The sequence below is a fragment of the Micromonospora sp. NPDC047740 genome (assembly GCF_043204735.1).
In the GTDB taxonomy this organism is placed as follows: Bacteria; Actinomycetota; Actinomycetes; order Mycobacteriales; family Micromonosporaceae; genus Micromonospora.
In genome coordinates, this window is record NZ_JBIDCT010000001.1 from 309597 (window position 1) to 327941 (window position 18345).

18 protein-coding genes are annotated in these 18345 nt (G+C 73.1%); 4 read left to right on the forward strand and 14 right to left on the reverse strand.

The genetic code is table 11. The features are described 5' to 3' along the window. Positions 1-19 precede the first annotated feature (19 nt). Positions 20-193 (forward strand): hypothetical protein, encoded by a 174-nt coding sequence (locus ACGF4F_RS01495; protein WP_357435669.1) that lies wholly within the window; start codon positions 20-22, stop codon positions 191-193. On the opposite strand, the gene ACGF4F_RS01500 is transcribed toward ACGF4F_RS01495, so the two are convergent. From ACGF4F_RS01500 to ACGF4F_RS01510, 3 genes are all read right to left on the reverse strand, one after another. Beyond that, on the reverse strand, positions 194-448 hold the full coding sequence (locus tag ACGF4F_RS01500; protein ID WP_393073761.1) for a hypothetical protein: 255 nt from the start codon (positions 446-448) through the stop codon (positions 194-196). Positions 449-865: 417 nt separating this feature from the next. After that, the gene (locus tag ACGF4F_RS01505; RefSeq protein ID WP_357435665.1) at positions 866-1186 is read right to left on the reverse strand and encodes a TraR/DksA family transcriptional regulator; all 321 of its coding nucleotides are present in this window, start codon (positions 1184-1186) and stop codon (positions 866-868) included. 72 nt (positions 1187-1258) lie between these two features. Beyond that, a complete protein-coding gene (locus tag ACGF4F_RS01510; protein WP_357435662.1) occupies positions 1259-2074 on the reverse strand; it encodes a rod shape-determining protein in 816 nt (271 codons plus the stop codon). A 540-nt stretch (positions 2075-2614) separates the two neighbouring features. On the opposite strand from ACGF4F_RS01510, the gene ACGF4F_RS01515 reads away from it, so the two are divergent. Together ACGF4F_RS01515 and ACGF4F_RS01520 are read left to right on the forward strand one after the other, a co-directional pair. Beyond that, entirely contained in the window at positions 2615-2818 is a 204-nt protein-coding gene (locus tag ACGF4F_RS01515) for a hypothetical protein (protein ID WP_357435660.1), read from the forward strand. Between the two features lie 142 nt (positions 2819-2960). After that, the gene (locus ACGF4F_RS01520; protein ID WP_357435659.1) at positions 2961-3209 is read left to right on the forward strand and encodes a potassium transporter TrkA; all 249 of its coding nucleotides are present in this window, start codon (positions 2961-2963) and stop codon (positions 3207-3209) included. Between the two features lie 9 nt (positions 3210-3218). Here the strand turns inward: ACGF4F_RS01520 and ACGF4F_RS01525 are convergent, their stop codons facing one another. Further along, positions 3219-4463, reverse strand: coding sequence for a helix-turn-helix domain-containing protein (locus ACGF4F_RS01525; RefSeq protein WP_357435658.1), 1245 nt, complete (start codon positions 4461-4463; stop codon positions 3219-3221). Between the two features lie 191 nt (positions 4464-4654). On the opposite strand from ACGF4F_RS01525, the gene ACGF4F_RS01530 reads away from it, so the two are divergent. After that, complete coding sequence (locus ACGF4F_RS01530; protein ID WP_357435656.1) at positions 4655-6895, forward strand: hypothetical protein; 2241 nt, start codon at positions 4655-4657, stop codon at positions 6893-6895. A gap of 149 nt (positions 6896-7044) precedes the next feature. On the opposite strand, the gene ACGF4F_RS01535 is transcribed toward ACGF4F_RS01530, so the two are convergent. From ACGF4F_RS01535 to ACGF4F_RS01580, 10 genes are all read right to left on the reverse strand, one after another. After that, a complete protein-coding gene (locus ACGF4F_RS01535; RefSeq protein WP_357435655.1) occupies positions 7045-8193 on the reverse strand; it encodes a glycosyltransferase family 4 protein in 1149 nt (382 codons plus the stop codon). After that, on the reverse strand, positions 8190-9431 hold the full coding sequence (locus tag ACGF4F_RS01540; protein ID WP_393073768.1) for an endonuclease/exonuclease/phosphatase family protein: 1242 nt from the start codon (positions 9429-9431) through the stop codon (positions 8190-8192). The genes ACGF4F_RS01535 and ACGF4F_RS01540 overlap by 4 nt, the downstream gene beginning before the upstream one ends. Continuing rightward, positions 9428-10381, reverse strand: coding sequence for a UbiA prenyltransferase family protein (locus ACGF4F_RS01545; protein WP_357435653.1), 954 nt, complete (start codon positions 10379-10381; stop codon positions 9428-9430). Before ACGF4F_RS01545 ends, ACGF4F_RS01540 begins: the two co-directional genes overlap by 4 nt. Continuing rightward, positions 10381-11424, reverse strand: a complete 1044-nt coding sequence (locus ACGF4F_RS01550) for an NAD(P)-dependent oxidoreductase (protein ID WP_357435651.1) — start codon at positions 11422-11424, stop codon at positions 10381-10383. Before ACGF4F_RS01550 ends, ACGF4F_RS01545 begins: the two co-directional genes overlap by 1 nt. Continuing rightward, positions 11418-12740 (reverse strand): aminotransferase class III-fold pyridoxal phosphate-dependent enzyme, encoded by a 1323-nt coding sequence (locus ACGF4F_RS01555; protein WP_357435649.1) that lies wholly within the window; start codon positions 12738-12740, stop codon positions 11418-11420. Before ACGF4F_RS01555 ends, ACGF4F_RS01550 begins: the two co-directional genes overlap by 7 nt. 76 nt (positions 12741-12816) lie before the next feature. After that, on the reverse strand, positions 12817-13854 hold the full coding sequence (locus ACGF4F_RS01560; RefSeq protein ID WP_357435648.1) for a lysylphosphatidylglycerol synthase domain-containing protein: 1038 nt from the start codon (positions 13852-13854) through the stop codon (positions 12817-12819). Continuing rightward, positions 13851-14939: a glycosyltransferase family A protein gene (locus ACGF4F_RS01565; protein ID WP_393073773.1), complete on the reverse strand. Its 1089-nt coding sequence runs from the start codon at positions 14937-14939 to the stop codon at positions 13851-13853. Before ACGF4F_RS01565 ends, ACGF4F_RS01560 begins: the two co-directional genes overlap by 4 nt. Then, positions 14936-15940 (reverse strand): glycosyltransferase family A protein, encoded by a 1005-nt coding sequence (locus tag ACGF4F_RS01570; protein ID WP_357435644.1) that lies wholly within the window; start codon positions 15938-15940, stop codon positions 14936-14938. Before ACGF4F_RS01570 ends, ACGF4F_RS01565 begins: the two co-directional genes overlap by 4 nt. Beyond that, positions 15940-17175 carry a glycosyltransferase 87 family protein gene (locus ACGF4F_RS01575; protein ID WP_393073776.1) on the reverse strand — a complete coding sequence of 412 codons (1236 nt, stop codon included), beginning with the start codon at positions 17173-17175 and terminating at the stop codon, positions 15940-15942. The genes ACGF4F_RS01570 and ACGF4F_RS01575 overlap by 1 nt, the downstream gene beginning before the upstream one ends. After that, positions 17172-18170 carry a glycosyltransferase family 2 protein gene (locus ACGF4F_RS01580; protein WP_393073779.1) on the reverse strand — a complete coding sequence of 333 codons (999 nt, stop codon included), beginning with the start codon at positions 18168-18170 and terminating at the stop codon, positions 17172-17174. The genes ACGF4F_RS01575 and ACGF4F_RS01580 overlap by 4 nt, the downstream gene beginning before the upstream one ends. Between the last annotated feature and the right edge of the window lie 175 nt (positions 18171-18345).

Consider the following 18345-nt stretch of genomic DNA (forward strand, 5'->3'; position numbering starts at 1 on the left):
GGGCGTCCAGGGTGGCCGCATGCCGGTCACCCGACGTCGACTGCTCCAGGCCCTCGGCGCCACCGCCGGCCTCGCCGGCTCCGGCGCGGGCGGCGTGGCTCTGCTCGACTCCGAGGTGCTGCCGGGTCGATCGGTGCTCAACCGCGCGCTGGGCCGCTCCACCGCCGCCGGCCCAGCTGACTGCACCCGCTGATCACGGCTTCGGGCAGGTCGGGTCGGCGTAGATGGTGAGATAGATGAGAGCCGGTGCGACGACGGACCACTGCGGGGATGCCGGCCGGTCCGCCGTGCTCGGTCGGACGTCCATGCGCTGTGCCGCCTGGGACCGGATGAGCAGCCGGCTGGGTACACCCCGGACCTCTCGGCAATAGGTGAGGGTCGACTCGCCGGGCACGTATGGCGGGACGTCGAGGTCCACCACGGGACGCCATCCGTCGCCGCTGGCCACGGGGTCGAAGGTGCGGTGCAGCGTCGCGTCGTCGTTGTCGCGCTCGGGCCGCCAGGTCAGGGTGACCGAGGTGGTTCGACACGTCCTCCTTGTTCAGCTGGCGGCACCCTGTGCTGCGGACGACGTCGCCGCCGCGCTGGGCGCCCTCCGGCCGCACGGCGAGGACCGGGTCGTCCGCGTACGCGTCGAGCAGTTCGTCCTCGTCGTTCGGGACCGTGCAGCCCGGCACTCGGGCCCCGCCGGTCACGTCCGCCCACTCACACCCGCTCAGCGCCACCGTCAGCAGCATCACGACCGGCCAGAACCCCCGAGGTCTCATCGATCCAGGTTAGAGCCCTCAGGGTTGTCCGGCGGTCCCCTGGAGTACCGCCGCGGGCGCCGTCCTCCGGCGACGGCGCCCGCGGTGGAGGAGAATGCTCAGACCCGCTGTCGTTGCTGGCAGGGGACGCAGTGGCGGGCCCATGGCAGGATCTCCAGCCGGGCGACCGGAATCTCACCGCCGCAGCTCTCGCAGCTGCCGTAGCTGCCCTCCGCCATGCGCTTCAGCGCCGCCGCGGTGTCCGCAATGCCCTGACGCGCGGTGTCCATGAGCCCGCGCAGGGTGTCGGGGTCGTAACCACCGTGGTTGGGCTCCCGAGCGTGTGCGGTGAGCGCGGTGAGTTGACCGGTGTGCTCCTCGAACTGCCGCTCGAGAATGTCGCGCAGAGACTTCGCGCGGTCGCTCAGCGTGTCGGTCATGGCGTCGGTACCTTTCACTGGACGCACTGGCCAGGGACCAGCGCGAGGTTGGGGAGGGTGGGCGGACCAGGCTCAGTCCGCGGCCGGATGGCGGGCCGCAGCCGCCGCGGCCAGGCTCGCGCCGGTCAGCGCGGCCGTGCGGGGTCCCGCGGCGCGGTGCACCGGGATCCCGGTCAGCGCGGCGAGGCGGTCTCTCAGGTTGGGCCGGGTGGCGCCGTCCCCGACGATGACCATCCCGCGGGACAGCGCGGTGGCGGCCGACGGCACGGCCTTCGTACCCAGAGTCAGCTCCCGCACGAGGCGGGCGAGCGTGTCGGCGAGCATCTCGACCGTGGTGCCGTGGGCGAGGTCGCCGGTGCCGAGGTTCAGCCGCCGGCCGGCGACGACCTGGCTGTCCCGCAGGACCGCGACTTCGGTGAGCTGGGCGCCGATGTCGGCGACGAGCAGTGCGCCGGCGCCGGCTCCGGCGCCGATGGCGGCCGCACGCACGGTGTCGATGAACAGCAGCCGCGCGGGCGCGAACACCGCGTCGAGGACCCGCCGGGTGGTGTCGTGGTCGGCGGCGGTCGCGAGCAAGGGGCGACAGGCGACGATCAGCGGCCGGGCCGGCACCGTGACGTGGTGCTGTCGCAGCAGCTGGGTCAGCGCGGTGGCGCAGCCGGGACCGTCGACGATCTGGCCCCGCCGCACCAGCGGCCGGATCCGCCGGTCGCCGACCAGAGTGGTGAGCGTCGCGTGGCTGCCCACCCGGATGCGCAGCTGCCCGCTGCCGAGGTCGACGGCGATGGGGCTGGGGCGGGTGGTGGCGGGCCCGACGATGCCGCTGAGCACGGATCCGGCGCCAACGGTGTCCGGCTGGCGACCGGTGGGGGCTTGGACGACAGGCATGCCGACCTCTTTTTCAACGGTGGATGTGACGATGCCGCCGCCCGGCGTGGGCAGCGGCGGGAAAGCCAACGGAAGGGGCTGACCTCAGCGGTCGCGGCGGGTCGCGGCGATCAGCCGCTGACCGTGCCCGGAATCCCCAGCGCCCCCGCTCGGCGGAGCGCGGATCGGCGGCGGGGACGGCAGCGCCAGGGTGTCGCGGCGCCGTCGCGGCGGCCGGGAGACGTCGGCGGGGCAGCCGAGGCTCGACCGGCAGGCACGAATGGCAGCGCCACCATGCTGGTCGTCATCACCCACCTCCTCGCCGGTCAGGACCTGTCGGACCTCCAGCGTCGGCCGGAAGCGGCGGACTGACATGGCCTACGGCCGGCCAACATCCAGCGGCTTGCTTGCCGGCCACCGGCGAGGTACCGCCGGTGGCCGCGCAACCGATGCGCCAGTCGGCGAGTGTCGCGCCCGGAGCGGGTGGCGGGGTCCGCCCGCCGCCGCAGGCCCGCAACCGGGCGACACCGGCGGTGTGTTCCGGAGGGCTATGGTGACCGCATGCCACCCCACCGGCACCGGTCCGACGTCGCCCAGCGCAGCGCCTTGGCGATGCTCGTGCTGGTCGCTGTGCTCACCGCGTTCCGGCACGCCCGCCCGGCTGTGGGCCTGTGCATCGTGGTCAGGCTGGCGAAGGCGATCCCGGGATGCGTGCCCGCCTGGTCGGCCGACCGGGCGCCGCCGGGCCGGCTCGCCGTCAGCTGACGCCACCCGAACCTCACCCGCAGTCCCGGCCCGTACCCCCGCCCCTCGGCGGCGCGGCCACGCCGCGCGCCCCGCTCGTCGGCGTCGGCCGGCCACGGGATCGCGGTCACCCCCACCAGCCCTTCCCAGTACGGAGCACCCCATGAAGATCGAACGTACGCCGTTGCCGGGCATCGGAGTGCGGCACACATTCACGACCGAGCAGGGTCGCCGAATCGGTGTGGTCGAGTACCGGGGGCAGGATCGCCGGGACGTCATCCACGACGACCTGAACGATCCGGACAGCACCTGCGGCTTCCGCCTCACCCGCTCCGAGGCGGTGGCGCTGGCCGGCCTGCTGGGCCTGCTGGAGGTGGTCGAGGTGGCCGCCGGCGGCGACCGGTGCGGGTGAGGCCGCCGGCTACGCGGCGGGGCCGGGCAGCGGGTGACGTGGCCAGTCCAGCGCCCGCGCGCCGTACACGGCGGCCTGCAGGGTGAACCGGTCGCTGGGGTCGTTCGGGTCGTACCCGCTGAGCGTCCTGATCCGGCTCAGCCGGTAGGTGACCGTGCGGACCGACACGTGCAGCCGGCGGGCGGCCTCGGTGGCGACGCCGCCGGTGGCGAAGTACGCGTTGAGGGTGTCCAGCAACGGCTGGGCGCCACCGCGGGCGTGCCGCAGCGGGCTGAGCACCGCCTGCACCAGATCGACGATGGCCGGCTGGTCACGCAGCAGGACACGGTAGATGAGCAGGTCGTGGGCGTCGATGACGGGCGTGTCGGCGTTCAGCCGCTGCGCCATCGTCAGCGCCTCCCGGGCCTCCTCGTAGGAACGGGCGATGCCGTACAGGCCGGGGTGCGGGCGGCCGACCGCCACCTGCCACGGGCCGCCGCGCGGCAGCCGGTCGAGCTCGGCGTGCATCAGCCGCCCGAGGTCGCCGACCGCGCCCCGTCCGCGGCCACCCCGGTCGGGGGCCACCGCGTCGGCGGGGGCGATCACCACCAGCAGCCCCTCCTTGGTGGCCACCAGCACGTCACGGTCCCCGAGACGATCGAAGATGACCGCCTCCAGGGCACTGATCGCCGCGTCGGTGTCCGGCAGGCGCCGGCTCGGTGCGGCCAGCGCCACCTGGTGCACCCGGGCCAGGTCCAACCCGAACGGCTCGGCCCGCTCCACCAGGCCGCCCAGGTCGGAGTCGCCGCGCAGCAGGTCGTCCACGAGTTCCCGGCGCAGCGTCTCCTCCCGCCGGACCAGCTCCCGGCGGGCCGCGGCGTAGCCCTCGGCCAGGGTCGCCACCGCGCTGTCGACGACGTGCAGCACAGCCTCGGCGGACGCGCGTACCCCCGTGCTGTCGGTGGGCGTCGTCAGCTGCGGCAGCTGCTGCCACAGCCGGCGGGCCGCCGACAGGTACAGCTGGACCGCGCGCCCGGCCGACACGCCCTGCTCGGCGGCGCGCCGCCCGAGCACACCGACGGCGTCGAGCTCGGCCCGCCGTGGCCGGCGCCCGGTCACCGCGGCCTCCGCGAGCAGCCACAGGTAGTCGCCGAGCAGGTCCACGGGCACCCCACCGGCGTCGGCGCTGGCGGCCCGGGCCACCGCCGCCAGGCACGCGTCCCGGTCGGTCTCGACCGCGGGGCCCTGGCCGGACCGCCGGACGCCACCGGTCATCGCCGCCGCTCCTCCTGGCACGTTGCCGGTTCCCCACCGATCCGGACCCGGCCAGCTTAGCGAGGGGACGGCGGCGATCGCCGGAGCCGGCTTTGCCGGGCATAGCGCTTCCGGTCCGGGGTATGCGCGCGCGGCAGACTCGAGCGGGCCCGCGGCGGCCCGGGGCGACCCGACGGCGTGGTCAGGGGCAGATGTCGCGAGATGTGGTGGAGCTGCGCATACACGGGGTCACCGGGGTGCGGGCGGAGGAGTTGCTGGACCACCCGGTGGTGGTCCGGGTCGCCGGTGACCGCAACGCCGGCTTCTACCGCCCGCGCCCGGGCTTCGGCGACACGTCCGGGCCGGGCGGGGTGGTCATCGAGGCGTACCAGTGGCGGAACCTGACCGTGAGCACGGTGGCCCGGACGCTGTCGCTGATCTTCCTGCTGCCCTTCATGTTCAGCAACCTGGCGGCGTGGCTGCGGCCCCCGGGCGGCAACGGCGACACGGTGAAGGCCCTCTGCCGCGTGCTGGGCGCCACCATCACCGCCATCTTCGTGCTGTCGATCATTGGCGTCACCCTGGACCTTGTCGGCTGGCAGTGCGTGCAGTACCGGCCGTGCACCGCCGGGCGGGGGTACCTGGCCTGGCTCGACGAGTTACCGATCGGGCCGCGAATGGTCGTCCTCGCCGTGTTCCCGGCCGCCACCATCCGCGTCATCTGGTGGGTCGGTAAGCGCTCCGCGCGCTCCTACGAGGCGTTCCGGTCCAGCTACGGCAGCTCGGGCGCCCCGCCCGGGGACCGGCTCGACGCGCCCGGCTTCTGGAGCGGGGAGACCGTCGTCGGGCGGCTCCGGTCGATCCACGTGGCGATCGCCTACGGCACGCTCGACGTCAGCGCCCTCTTCGCCCTCATCACCCTGGACCACCGGCCGGTCGGCATGGCGCTGCTCGCTGCGGCGGCGCTGCTCGTGGCCGCCTGCGTGGTGCTGCTCTGCCTGCCCACGTTGAGCGCTCCGCACACCGGCTGGGACTGGACCAGGGTGGTCATCCGGCCGCTGCGGGTGGCGGTCATCGCGATCACCGTCCTCACCGCCGGGTACGCCCTCCTGCCGCGTCCTCCCGTACCCCGCGGAGGGGCGCTGCCCGGTTTCGCCCTCAGCGTCAATCTGGTGATCCTCGGACAGGCCGCGCTGCTGCTGGCGCTCGCGGTGATCACCGTGTGGCAGCAGCGGGCGGCCCCGCCCTCGGCCCGGGCGTTCTTCCGGGGCCTGGGGGCCCCGGTGTTCGGCGCGGTCGCGGCCGGTCTCGCGGCCACCATGACGGCGGGACTCGTCTACCGGGTGGCCGACATCCTCGACCGGGGTGACATCCCAGGTCCCGGGCATCCCCCGCCGCCCGGCTCCCCGCCGTTGGACCCGCCGATCGCCTACCGGTGGGAGGCGCTGGGTGCTCTGTTCACCGTGCTGCTGGTCACCGTGGTGGGCCTGTACGCGGGCCGGTTCAGCCGGCGCCGGCGGGACCGGCTGGCGGAGCGGATCAGCCGGGAGGACTTTCCCGATGCGCCCCCGCAGGCCGCCGGGCAGGTGCAGATGGTGCGTCGCGCGATCAGCCGGTCACGCCTCGCCGAGCAGTTCAGCCCGCTGCTCATTGTGTACTTCGTGCTTTCCCTGCTCAGCCTCGTGTTCACCGCGCTTGACCTGATCGAGATCGGGCCGACCCAGCTGGCGCAAAAGGTCAGCGGCAACCAGGGGACGTTCGTGGGGCTCGCGGCCTATCTCACCGACGCGGGGACGATCTCGCTCGGTCTGATCATCATCGGGCTCGTGCTGATCGGCCTCCTGGCGTACGTCTCGCCGGAGGTCCGGCGGGCGGCCGGGGTGCTGTGGGACCTGGGTACCTTCTTCCCCCGGACGACGCATCCGTTCGCGCCGCCCTGTTATGCCGAGCGGGCGGTGCCGGAGCTCGCCAGGCGGGTGAGCGCCCTGACCCGGGAGCACAAGGTGGTGCTGTCCGGGCACAGCCACGGCTCCGCGCTGGCGGCGGCGGCCATCCTGCAACTGCCGCCGGAGACCCTGCACCGGGTCGCCCTGCTCACCTACGGCTCACCGCTGCGCCGGCTCTACGGCCACCTGATGCCGGCCTACTTCGGCGCGGACGTCCTGCAGGAGGTCGGCGAACGGGTCGGGTGGCGGTGGCGCAACCTCTGGCGCAACACCGACCCGATCAGCGGGGCCATCTTCTCCACGCACCACCCGGGCCAGGCACCCGCCGTCGGCGGGCCGGCCGGGCAGGTGGACGTGCGCCTGCGCGACCCGCGCGCGGTCACCGTCCCACCCATGGACACCGTCCCGCCGCCGATCGAGGCACACTGGCCGTACCACACCGACCCGCGTTACACGGACGTCGTCATCGAACTCGCCGACTACCTCGACCGGGAGGAGCGCCTCTAGCGGCTGCCGGCCGGTCAGGGCCGGTCTGCCGTAGGACCGCGTCCACCGACGCGCCGGCAACCCGATACACTGCGGCCACCGCGGCGATCGGCAGGGATGCGGGAACAGCGGGGCCGGGCAGTGCCGCCGCCGCGCCGGCTCGCCGCCGGTCACCGTACCCGTCTGGCGGCCCGCTCCCGCACCAGCGTGAACAGCTCCTCGTGCTCGTCCAGGCTCCGTTCGGCCGCGAAGAGCTTCCGCGCCTCGCGGGCCTTCGTCTCCCGCCAGTCGGGCGGGGTGGCCGCCAGCTCCAGGATCGCCCGGTGCAGCGCCACAGGGTCCCGGGGCGGCACCAGCGTGCCGAACTGCGTTGCCAGCACGGGATAACGCCCGCCGGGCAGGTCGGTGGTCACCGACGGCACGCCGCACATCATCGCCTCGGCCTGCACGATGCCGAACGACTCCGCCACGGATGGCAGCGCGAACACGTCGATCGAGGCGTAGAAGTCGGCGATCTCCTGGCCGCGCAGCTCGCCGAGGAGCTCGATGCGGCTGTCCGCCCCAATCTCCGCGCGGATGTCCGCCAGGTTGTCGCCGCCCATCACGGTCCGGTAGTTGCCGCCGATGAGCAGCCGGGCGTCGGGGTCGGCGATCCGCCGGAAGGCCCGGACGAGGTAGGGGATCCCCTTGTCCTCGACGATGCGGCCCAGGAAGCCGACGTGCAGCCCGTTCGTTCGGCGGTAGTGTGGCCGGCCGCCGCGATGGTCGAGGCACGGCGCGGGAATGGGGCGGAACTCCCGTTTCTCCACGAGCGGCCAGAATTTCGACGCGTGGGCCTGGTCCTCGCTGTTGGTGACCACGGCCGCGGAGCGGCGCAGCGCGGCCCGGGACGTGACGTCGGACGCGGCGACCGCGATCCGGTTGAGCAGGCCGGGCGGCAGGTAGAGGTCGATGTGCAGCATGCTGACGATCGGGGTGGGCCGGGCGAGCCGGGCCAGCAGCGCCGCCTCGGCCATCGGCAGGTTGAGGTAGAGCAGGTCCGACCGGCGGGCGATCCGGGCCGCCTCGATCGGGTAGGCCGGGCTGATCTGCGCCCGGGTGATCTGGCCGAGCACGGGCGACCGGTAGACCTCCACCCCGTTGAGGGTCTCGCGGCGCGGGGTGGACCGGTCGTGCTGGCTGGCCACCACCGCCACCCGCCAGCCGCGTGCCGCCATCCCCTCGGCGACGGTACGGGCCGTGTGGGTCACCCCGCTCATGTACGGGGTGTAGTAGGTCAGGGCGACGGTGAGGTCGTACCGCTGGTCCGGGTGGTTCATCGACACGACGTCCTTTCTCGACAGTCTTGGAGCGACACGACGACGAGCTGCCCGCTGTGGTCCGACAGGCCGCCCGCCGGCACCATCCGGTAGCGGTGCACGTCGACGTCGGCAGTCGTGAACACCCAGTCGAGCCGCCAGAGCGGCAGCCCGTAGCGGGCCCACGAGGTCGGATAGAGCGAGTCGAGTGCGGGGGTGGCGTCGACCAGCCGGTCCGGCAGCGTACGCAGCTGCCGCATGGCCGGCGAGGTGTTGAGGTCGCCGGCCAGCACGACCGGGTGCGGGTTGTCGGCGACGTCGGCGGCCACCGCCAGGTAGTTGGCCTCCCGCAGGTCCTGGCGGGCCAGGCCGTCCTCGGCGGTGCCGCCGCCGCGCGTGGGCAGCCCGACGACCGGTACGTAGAGGTGGGCGTTGTAGAAGGAGACCACACTGCCGAACACCAGCAGGTCCGTGCGCAGTGTCTTGACCGTGTGGTAGTCGGGCAGCCGGGAGTCGGCCGGCGGGAGGGCGGGCCAATGCCGGGCCAGCCAGGGGCGCAGGTCGACCGGGCGGTCCAGGACGATCGGGAAGCGGGACAGCGTCACGAGCTCCCCGGAGACGGCGACGTGGAAGCCGGGGAACTCCCGGCGTACCCGCTCCGGGTCGGCCACCGGCAGCGGGGACCAGTCTTGCCCGTCGAGGTAAAGGTGCTCCTGCAGAAGGTAGACGTCGGCGGCCTGGGCTCGCAGGAAGCGGTAGAAGCGGTCCGGATCGCGGATCGGTTCGCCCCGGGGACCGGTCCGGACCAGCTGATCCCAGTACCAGGTGTTCCAGGAGAAGACGGTGATCGCGTCCGCCGGTGCCGGCGGGGGCCGGTGCCACAGGGCGGCGATGTTCACCCCCGCGCACGGCCAGCCAAGCACGAGCGCCGCGACGGCCGGCATCGCGCCGACCCGCCGCGCCGGTCGGGCCAGCGGCAGCGCGGCGAGCAGCAGGACCGGGACGGCGAGGAAAAGCAGCGGTGGCGCCAGGTCCGGCAGGTTCCACCACCAGACCCGGCCGGACAGGCCCCGGTGCGCCGCCACGAACACCAGCCACGACCCGGACGCGCCCAGCATCACCCAGGTGATCCACCGCCGTCGCCGCGACCCGGGAGCGCCCCCGCCCTCGGCCGTACGCGTCGGAGCCTCGACGGCGCCGGAGTTGTGCACCACCTCCGGCGGGGTGCCATCGGCCACCGCCGACCGGTCGGCCGTCACCACTGCCCCCGCGCGGCGAGCAGGAGCCCGCCGGACAGGGCGGCCCACAGGATGGTGTTGGCCACCAGGGCGGGGTCACGGACGAGCACCCGGACCGGGTGCCCGCCGGCGTTGTGCACCAGCACGAGTTGCAGGTAGCGGAACAGCCCGAAGACGGCCATCGGGGTCAGCAGGACCACCGCGGTCGATGCGTAGGCGCCAAGCGGCGCCTCGTCCCGTAGGTAGAGCAGGTAGCTGCCGGCCGTGAGGGTGGCGGAGAGCTGCATGAGTTGGTCGGCGAGGGCGACGGTGTAGCCGCGCAGGGCGGGCCGGTGGTCGGCGCCGGTGCTGTGCAGTTCCTGGCGGCGTTTGCCGAGGGTGAGCAGCAGGCACAGGGTGAACACGGCGGTGAGCAGCCAGCCGGGGATCGCGGCCCCGGTGGCGAGGTAGCCGTGGACGAGCCGGAGCACGAAGCCGGTGGCGACGAGGAAGACGTCCAGCAGCGGCACGTGCTTGAGGCCCAGCGAGTAGGCGACGTTGAGCAGGAGATACCCGGCTATCGGCCACACGGTGGCCGCCGGTTGGAGGGTGAGCACGCCGACGAGCAGCACCGCCAGGGCGGAGGCGAACAGGACGGCGGTCCGCGGGGAGAGCCGTCCGGAGGCGAGCGGACGGTGCCACCGGTCCGGGTTGTGGGCGTCGCGGCGCCGGTCGACGAGGTCGTTGAGGACGTAGACGAGCACGGACGCGAGGGTGAACGCGACGACCGCCCCAACCAGGTTGACCAGCGCGCCGCGGTTCCAGGACAGCGGGTCGAGCAACGGTAGGCAGATGACCAGGACGTTCTTCGGCCACTGCCCGGGGCGGGCCAGCCGCAGCAGGGTGCCGGCCAGCGTGCCGACCCGGCTGGCGTCGGTGGACTGCGGGCCGGCGGTCCGGACCGCAGGGCTGGTGTGAAGGGCCGGGTTCATCAGAAGAACACCTTCGCGACGCGGAGCGCGCCCTGCGACCACGGTTCGCGGCTGGTGCGGCCGGCCTGGTGGGCCTCGCCGCGGGACCGCTGGGCCTGCCACCACCGGAACGTGCGCAGGAGGGCGTCCTGGTTGGAGTGCCGGGGGGTGAACCCGAGCCGTTGCCGTGCCTTGTCGGTGCTGACGTAGGAGTCGGCGAGGAGTTTGTGCAGGAGCCGGTCGTAGACGGGGGACAGCCGAGCGCGGCCGAGCAACTGGAGGGCGAGCAGGGCGGGCTGGGCCGGGACGGAGATGACCCGCCGGCCGTGGCCGGCGGCGTCGAGGACCGACTGGAAGTCCTCGCGTAGGGTGCCGAACCGGGTGGCGGCCACGTTGAAGGTGTCGTTGGCCCGTTCCGGGTCGGCCCGCAGGGCGATGAGCACGCACTCGGTGAGGTCCTCGACGGCGCACATCTGGATGCGGACGTCGCCCCGGCCGAGGATGGGGAAGTGGCGCCCCTCGTGCGCCCACTCGAACAGCATGGCGAAAAGGCCCATGCGCCCGGGGCCCAGGAACGTCTTCGGCCGCAGCATCGGTACGCAGAGTCCGCGCTCACGGAACTCCTCGGCGACCTGTTCCGCGGCGGCCTTGGCCCGGCCGTAGCTGTCCACCGGCTCGCGGGGGTGGGTTTCGGGGGTGGGCACCACCGGGGGCAGCCCGTACACGGCGGTCGTCGAGATGTGCACCACTCGGGGCACGTCCGCGTCCCGGGCGGCGGCCAGCACGCTGCGGGTGCCGTCCACGATCACCGAGTGGATCTCGTCCGGCGCGTAGCTGGGCAGCGCGGCGGCGCAGTGCACGACCGCGCCGGCCCCGGCGAAGGCGGCCGTCATGGCGACCCGGTCCCGCACGTCGGCCACCGTGGCGTCCAGCCCGGCCTCGACCGGGGCGCGCAGGTCCACCCCGTGCACGGGTACGCCCTCGTCGCGCAACCGGCGGACGACGAAGCCGCCGAGCATGCCGCTTGCTCCGGTCACCACGATCCGGCGGCCGTCGCCTACCACGCGGCACCGACCTTCTCCCGGACGAACCCGGTGAGCAGTCGGCGCAGCCCGAGCGCCAGCGTGGCGTCCAGCGCCCGCAGGAAGTGCTCCAGGTCGGTCGGTTCGACCATCAGGGTGGGGGCGACCATGAGCGGGTTCTCGACGTTCGGGCTGTAGTAGGTCATGATCTTGTGTTCGCGGTAGAGGTGCGCGATCACCGACAGGGTGATCAGCTTCGTGCCGAACTGGGGGTCGTGGGTGAACCCGGGCACCAGCTTGCCGGCCAGTTCGAGCAGCTTCGGGCCGCTGTTGAGGAACACGCCGTACAGTGATCCCACCCCCGCGACCCGGTCCACCGCGTCCGGATGATTCGCGCGGACGCGCTCCAGGCCCGGGCCGAGGATCGCCTCCACCTGCCGGGCCCGGCCGGGGAAGTCCTCGTCCACCACCACGTTCACCGCCTCGATGGCGGTGGCGGTCTCCTCCCCGAACCCGTAGTAGGTGGTGCTGTGCAGGATCACGTCGGAGAGCCGGTCGTACGCCTTGCGGAACAACCGCTCCCGCGCCGTGTACCCGGAGATCGACGCCTTGCCGCCGCCCAGCGATTTCGAATAGGTGAGGATGTCGGGCAGCAGGCCGTCGTGGCGCATGAAGTAGAACAGGCTGCCGGTCTTGCCCCAGCCGGTGTAGACCTCATCGAAGATCAACACGATGTCCTCGTCGGTGCACAGTTGCCGCAGCTCGCGCAGCGCCGACTCGGACCAGCAGCGCAGGCTCGATGCGCTGAACGGCTCCACCATCAGCGCGTACACGTCGCAACCGCCGTCCGGCCGGCGGGTGGCCTCCACCGCCGCTCGCACCGCCGCCACGTCGCCGTACGGGTACACCACCGCGTTGGGCAGGCCCGGAAACCGGAAGTGGTTCTCCGCCGACCCGGTCAGGCTGCCCGCCCCGAGCGTCTTGCCGTGGAAGCTGATGTCGGCCCGCAGAATGGTCCCGCGCCGGCCACCGTGGTACTTGTACGCCATCTTGATGGCGCCCTCGTTCGCCTCCGCACCCGAGTTGGGGAAGTAGGAGATCGACAGGTCTCCGGGCAGCAGTTCGGCCACGTTGTGGCTCAGCGCCGCCAGGTACGGCGAGAAGAATGCCTTGTGCACCTCCATCCGCCGCTGCTCGGCGAACCGGGCCCGCGCCGCGAGAACGCGCGGGTGGTTGTGGCCGTGGTTGAGCACGCCGACGCCGCCGGAGAGGTCCAGCACCCGGCTGCCGTCGCGCATGTGGACCCAGGCGCCCTCTGCCCGGTCCACCAGCTCCCGACCGAAGCCGAAGGTCGTCATCAAGGACACCTGCGACCGGCTGACGTACCGGCGGTAGAGATCATGCACCTCCCGCGTCGTCAGCTGTTCGCACTCCTCAAGCCCGATCAACCTGCGCATCACCGCTCATCTCCCTCACGAACGCCGCATCCGATGCGGACGACCTTCGATGGACCACCTCCACCGCCCCCAGCGCGGCCCCGCCGAGCACCACCTCGCCCACCGTGGTCACCAACCGGCTCGCCACGGCCACCGCCACCGCCGAGGGCACCGGCAGCACCAGTGCCAGGGCTCCGGAGAGCACGGCCTCGCGCACCCCGAGCCCGTCCGGTACGACGACGGCCAGCACGCCGACGACGGTCGCCAGTCCGAACGCCCCGACGCACAGCGGCAGCGCGCGCCCGGGGGCGGCTCCCATCGCCACCGCCAGCAGCCACAAATGCAGGCCGCTGACCAGCCACGAGAGGGTCTGCCACGCCACCGCTACCCGTACCGCCCGGCCGGACACCGCCGCCGCCGGCTCGGGCCGGCGCAGCAGCCGTAGCACCAGGCGGGTGACGTGGCCGAGCACGTCCGGCCAGCACACCACCACCAGCACCGGCAGGGCAGGCAGCACCAGCCACACCGCCCGGCCGCCGAGCACCTGTGCGCCGGTGAGCAGCCCGACGGTCAGCCCGGTCGAGTGCACCAGGAGCATGCTGAGCGTCCCCGCCACCAGCGTCCGGGACAGCGTCACCCCGTTGGCCGTGGCCACCTTGACGGCGGCGACCACGCCCGGCACCTTGCCGGGGACGTACTTGGCGAGGAACCCGACGAAGAAGATTCGTACGACGCGCGTCAGGCTGACCGGCGGACCGAGTTCCAGCAGGACGGTCCGCCAGGAGAGCATTCCCAGCAACGGCCCCACCGTCGCCGCCAGCAGGGCGGCGGCCAGCAGCAGGCCGATCTGGACGCCGTCGCGCCGGCTCAGCAGGACGGCCACGACCGACCAGTCCTGGTCGGCCAACGCCCGCCCGACGGCGACTGTGACGACCAGGCCGAACACCGCCGTGACCAGCCGCCACAGCCGGGGCCGCCACCGCCTCCCGGATCGCTCGGCGGCGGGTTCCGGGCCGAGCGGGGGGTCCAGGATCATCGCCGCGCCCCCGCCCCCGCCCCCGCCTCCGCCGGGCGCGACCGCGCCCCGCGGGTCCGCTCCCGCAGCAGCAGGTACGCGGCCCGCGGCACTCCGGCGGCGAGCCCGGCGACGAGCGTGGCGTGGGCCAGCAGGTGCATCCCGGCCGCGAACACGGTGAACCGGGGCCCCCGCAACCGGTAGGCGAACCGTAAAAACCCGTGGTTGGCCGCGACGACGACCACGCCGAACGCCGGCCAGGTCAGCGGCAGCCAGGGCACGGCCACGGTCAACGGCACCGTCAACAACGCCAGCCCCGACGCGACCAGGGTGATCCGCGCGGACCAGTCGAGGTGCCGGAACCGGTCCGGTGACATCATCCCCACCCGGACGCCCGTCGCACCGGCCCGCTGCCGCCGCCACGTCCGCACCATCAGCAGGGGCTTTGTGGCGGCCCGCACGAACTGCTCGCGCAGCAGCGGAAGCAGCCGGTCGACGTCGTCGTGCCGGGTGACCACGGTATCGGTCGCCACCAGCCGGTACCGGTCGGGCAGCCGGGTGCCGAACTCGTCGTCCTCGCCGTCGCGTAGCCGCTCGTCGAACCCGCCGGCCTCGGTGAACACCGCGCGGGGGAGGAGAGCCGCGGCCAGCAGCGCCCCGGTGTCTCGTCCGACGCTGCGTTTGCGCCAGTGGTGTTCGAAGGCGACGCGGTATGCCTCGATGGGGCCGTCGTCGTAGAGGGGGTGGGGGGCGTAGATGCCTTGGACCATGCCGGCGTGGGGGGTGGTGTGGAGGGTGTGGATGGCGTTGGCGATGGCGTCGGGGGCGAGGGCGGTGTCGGAGTCGACGAAGAAGAGGAGGGGGGCGGTGCTGGCGGCTGCGCCGGTGTTGCGGGCGGCGGCTGGTCCTTGGTTGGTGGGGGTGTGGATGAGGGTGCAGGGGAAGTCGCGGGCGATGGTGGGGGAGTTGTCGGTGCTGTGGTCGTCGACGACGATGACTTCGGTGGGTTGGTGGGTTTGGGCGTAGATGGATTCGAGGCAGGCGCGCAGGGTCTTGGCCTTGTTGAAGTTCGGCACGATCACCGCGACCGCGTCGGGCCCGGTCACCGCGCCCACCCCCGGGCCAGGACGTAGGCGACCCGCAGGGCGCCCACCCCGGTGCCGACCACCGCCAGGGCGTAGAACAGCGTGTGCATGCCCGTCGCGTACGCGGCGAAGCCGGCGCCGCGCAGCCGGTAGGTGAAGCGGAGGAAGTCGTGGCTCATCGCGGTGGACGCCACCAGCAGGGCGAGCCACAGCGGCAGCAGCCACGGCAGGACGAGCAGGAACGGCAGCGTCAGCAGGCTCAGCCCGGACAGCACCAGCCCCGTCGGCGACACCGCGTTCACCCGCATCCCGGTGCCGGCGTTGCGGCGCCGTCCGGCACGGAGCATGACCAGCGGGGTGGCGGTCGCGAAGCTGAACTGCTCCCGCACGAACGGTAGGAAGCGATCCACGTCGTCGTGCCGGGTCACCACCGTGTCGGTGACCACCAGCCGGTACCGGTCGGGCATCCGGGTGCCGAACTCGGCGTCCTCCCCGGTGCGTAGCCGCTCGTCGAACCCACCGACCTCGGTGAACACCGTACGGGGGATCAGGCTGGCCGCGAAGAGCGTCGCCGCCCGGGCCCGTCCGACGCTGCGTTTGCGCCAGTGGTGTTCGAAGGCGACGCGGTATGCCTCGATGGGGCCGTCGTCGTAGAGGGGGTGGGGGGCGTAGATGCCTTGGACCATGCCGGCGTGGGGGGTGGTGTGGAGGGTGTGGATGGCGTTGGCGATGGCGTCGGGGGCGAGGGCGGTGTCGGAGTCGACGAAGAAGAGGAGGGGGGCGGTGCTGGCGGCTGCGCCGGTGTTGCGGGCGGCGGCTGGTCCTTGGTTGGTGGGGGTGTGGATGAGGGTGCAGGGGAAGTCGCGGGCGATGGTGGGGGAGTTGTCGGTGCTGTGGTCGTCGACGACGATGACTTCGGTGGGTTGGTGGGTTTGGGCGTAGATGGATTCGAGGCAGGCGCGCAGGGTCTTGGCCTTGTTGAAGTTCGGCACGATCACCGCGACCGCGTCGGGCGCCCGCATCAGCGCCTCCCGCCAACCGTCGCATGGCCCGGCCGCTCCGGGTCGGTGCGGCGCAGCCACGCCACGGCCAGGACCAGCAGCCCCGCGCCGGTGAGGGTGTAGAGCAGCTCGACCGGCGCCACCCAGGCCCGTTCCGGGACCGGCGCCCAGCCGACGACGTACGCGACCCACCACGGCAGCGGCAGGGCGAACACGAGCCACAGGCCACCGACGAGCAGCCGCGCGCGGCGAGGCCGGTGCCAGGTACGCGCGGCCAGCAGCGCCAGCAGCGGCACGCACCAGACCCAGTGGGCGTACCAGGTGACCGGCGAGATGAGCAGGCCCGTCACCGCGCACGCCAGGATCCCGGTCAGTTCCTCGCCCCGCCGGCTCGCCCACACCGTGACGGTCAACCCCACCACGCCCACCATGACGCTCGCCGGTAGCCAGGCAGGCTGTGTGGGCCCCGGCAGGAGGGTCAGCACGGCACCCCGGACGGAGCTGCCGAACGCCTCCTCGCCCGGCGGTCTGGTCCGCGAACTGTCCAGGAAGGCGCCGCCCCAGTAGGTGGCGGAGGCGGCGGGCAGGAGCAGGAAGCCGATCGCCGCGGTGCCGAGGAAGCTGGCCAGGGCGGTCACGCCGGCCCGGGTGCGGCCGGTCAGCAGGAGGTAGCCGACGAAGACGAGCGGCGTCAGCTTGATCCCGGCGGCGACCCCGAGCAGGATCCCCTGGTGCCGTCCCGTGATCAGCAGCAGGTCGACCAGGACCAGCGCCAGCAGGATGGTGTTGACGTTGCCCAGCAGCAGCGTTCCCGCGATCGGTGAGAGCGGCAGCACGGCCAGGGTGCCGACCGCCAGCAGGGTCGGCCGCCGCCGGTCCCCGACGGGGGTGAGGTGGGCGACCAGGAGCCACACCACGGCCGGCACGGCGAGTGCCGACAGCACAGTCCAGCCCCAGAACCCGGCCGTCGGGCTGAGCCAGGCCAGCGGAGTCAGGGCCAGCGCGGCGAACGGCGGGTAGACGAACCCGTATCCGGCGCGGCTGACCTCGTACGGCGAACGGCGCGCGAGGATCGCCTCGGCGGCGTCCCGGTAGACCGCCAGGTCGCCACCGGGCGACCAGGCGCTCCCGGTCCGCGCCGCGACCCAGTGCACGACCGCGATGGCCGCGACCGTCGTGCCGACGGTGGCCAGGAGTACGGTGCCCGCGACCGTGGCCCGCGCGGAGCACGTGCGATCCCGGAGGAGAACGGTCACCGGGGGACCTCGACCGAGGGGGTGGCCCGCCAAGTGGCGCGGCGCAGCAGTCGCTCTGCCGTCCCGATCGCCGCTCCGGCCGCCGAGGTGAGCTGGTAGAGCAGGTGGACCGCGGCGAACCGCAGTCCGAAGCGGAATCCCCGGCTGGCAACCACCCGGCGGTAGGTGTCTGCCTCCAGCGCGCTGGCCACGGCGACGAGCACCAGCGGCACCGCCACGCCGCCGGGCCAGCCGACCAGCGGTACGGGCAGCGTGAGCGCGGCGGCAAGGACCAGGCCGCTGGCCAGCACGCGTGACGCGGCGCCGCCGAGCACCTCGCCGCGCCGCACCTCGGCCGCGCTGGCGCGGGCCCGCAGGAACACCTTCGGGAGCAGCACCCGCAGGGTGGTGTCGTGGTCGTGGACGCCGCCGATCGCGGCGGTGCTGTGCACGTCGTAGCGCTGGCGGATCCGGTGCCCGTACTCCGGCGCCTCGGTGTGCCGCAGGTCGGGATTGAACGGTCCGATCTCGCGGAACACCTCGGCACGCATCGCGCACAGGGCCGTGTGCAGCCCTTCCATGGGGCCTTCCCGGGCCAGCCACCAGTGGTACATCTGCAGGGCCCGGTACTCGGCGACGAGGTTGTCGGACAGCAGCGACTCCGGTCGCAGTACCCCGCAGATCGCACCCAGCCGCGGCGTGGACCGCAGCTTCGCGACCGCCGCGGCGACACTTCCCGGTTCGAGTGCGACGTCCGCGTCGAGGAAGAACAGGATCTCGCCGCGAGCCCGCTCGGCGCCCAGATTCCGGGCGGCCCCGGGGCCGCTGTTGGTCGGCAGGCGCAGGACGGTGGCACCGGCCGACTCGGCCACGCCGGCGGAGCCGTCGCTGCTCGCGTCGTCGACCACGATGATCTCAATGGCCGGATACGTCTGCTGCCGCACCGACCGTACGCACAACTCGACCGTGCGCGCCCGGTTGTAGCAGGGTATGACGACTGAGACCAGCGGGTTCACTGCGTCTCTCCTTCACGCGTCAGGCGGCCCATGTGCCGGCCGTCCCGGCACATTTCCTTGCCCCCCGTGAACAATTGCGTCAGGTGTTGCCGCAAGCTTTCGATGGCGAGCGTAAGAAGCGTCCTTGCCTCTTTCCCCGTGCTCGCAGGTCGGGCGAATGGATAGCCGTGGGGCC

Excerpts from the sequence above, each read along its gene's own strand:
- ACGF4F_RS01495 (WP_357435669.1), top strand. The coding sequence starts at position 20 with ATGCCGGTCACCCGACGTCGACTGCTCCAGGCCCTCGGCGCCACCGCC.
- ACGF4F_RS01505 (WP_357435665.1), bottom strand. The coding sequence starts at position 1,186 with ATGACCGACACGCTGAGCGACCGCGCGAAGTCTCTGCGCGACATTCTC.
- ACGF4F_RS01510 (WP_357435662.1), bottom strand. The coding sequence starts at position 2,074 with ATGCCTGTCGTCCAAGCCCCCACCGGTCGCCAGCCGGACACCGTTGGC.
- ACGF4F_RS01515 (WP_357435660.1), top strand. The coding sequence starts at position 2,615 with ATGCCACCCCACCGGCACCGGTCCGACGTCGCCCAGCGCAGCGCCTTG.
- ACGF4F_RS01520 (WP_357435659.1), top strand. The coding sequence starts at position 2,961 with ATGAAGATCGAACGTACGCCGTTGCCGGGCATCGGAGTGCGGCACACA.
- ACGF4F_RS01525 (WP_357435658.1), bottom strand. The coding sequence starts at position 4,463 with ATGACCGGTGGCGTCCGGCGGTCCGGCCAGGGCCCCGCGGTCGAGACC.
- ACGF4F_RS01530 (WP_357435656.1), top strand. The coding sequence starts at position 4,655 with ATGTCGCGAGATGTGGTGGAGCTGCGCATACACGGGGTCACCGGGGTG.
- ACGF4F_RS01535 (WP_357435655.1), bottom strand. The coding sequence starts at position 8,193 with ATGAACCACCCGGACCAGCGGTACGACCTCACCGTCGCCCTGACCTAC.
- ACGF4F_RS01545 (WP_357435653.1), bottom strand. The coding sequence starts at position 10,381 with ATGAACCCGGCCCTTCACACCAGCCCTGCGGTCCGGACCGCCGGCCCG.
- ACGF4F_RS01555 (WP_357435649.1), bottom strand. The coding sequence starts at position 12,740 with ATGACGACCTTCGGCTTCGGTCGGGAGCTGGTGGACCGGGCAGAGGGC.
- ACGF4F_RS01560 (WP_357435648.1), bottom strand. The coding sequence starts at position 13,854 with ATGATCCTGGACCCCCCGCTCGGCCCGGAACCCGCCGCCGAGCGATCC.
- ACGF4F_RS01570 (WP_357435644.1), bottom strand. The coding sequence starts at position 15,940 with ATGCGGGCGCCCGACGCGGTCGCGGTGATCGTGCCGAACTTCAACAAG.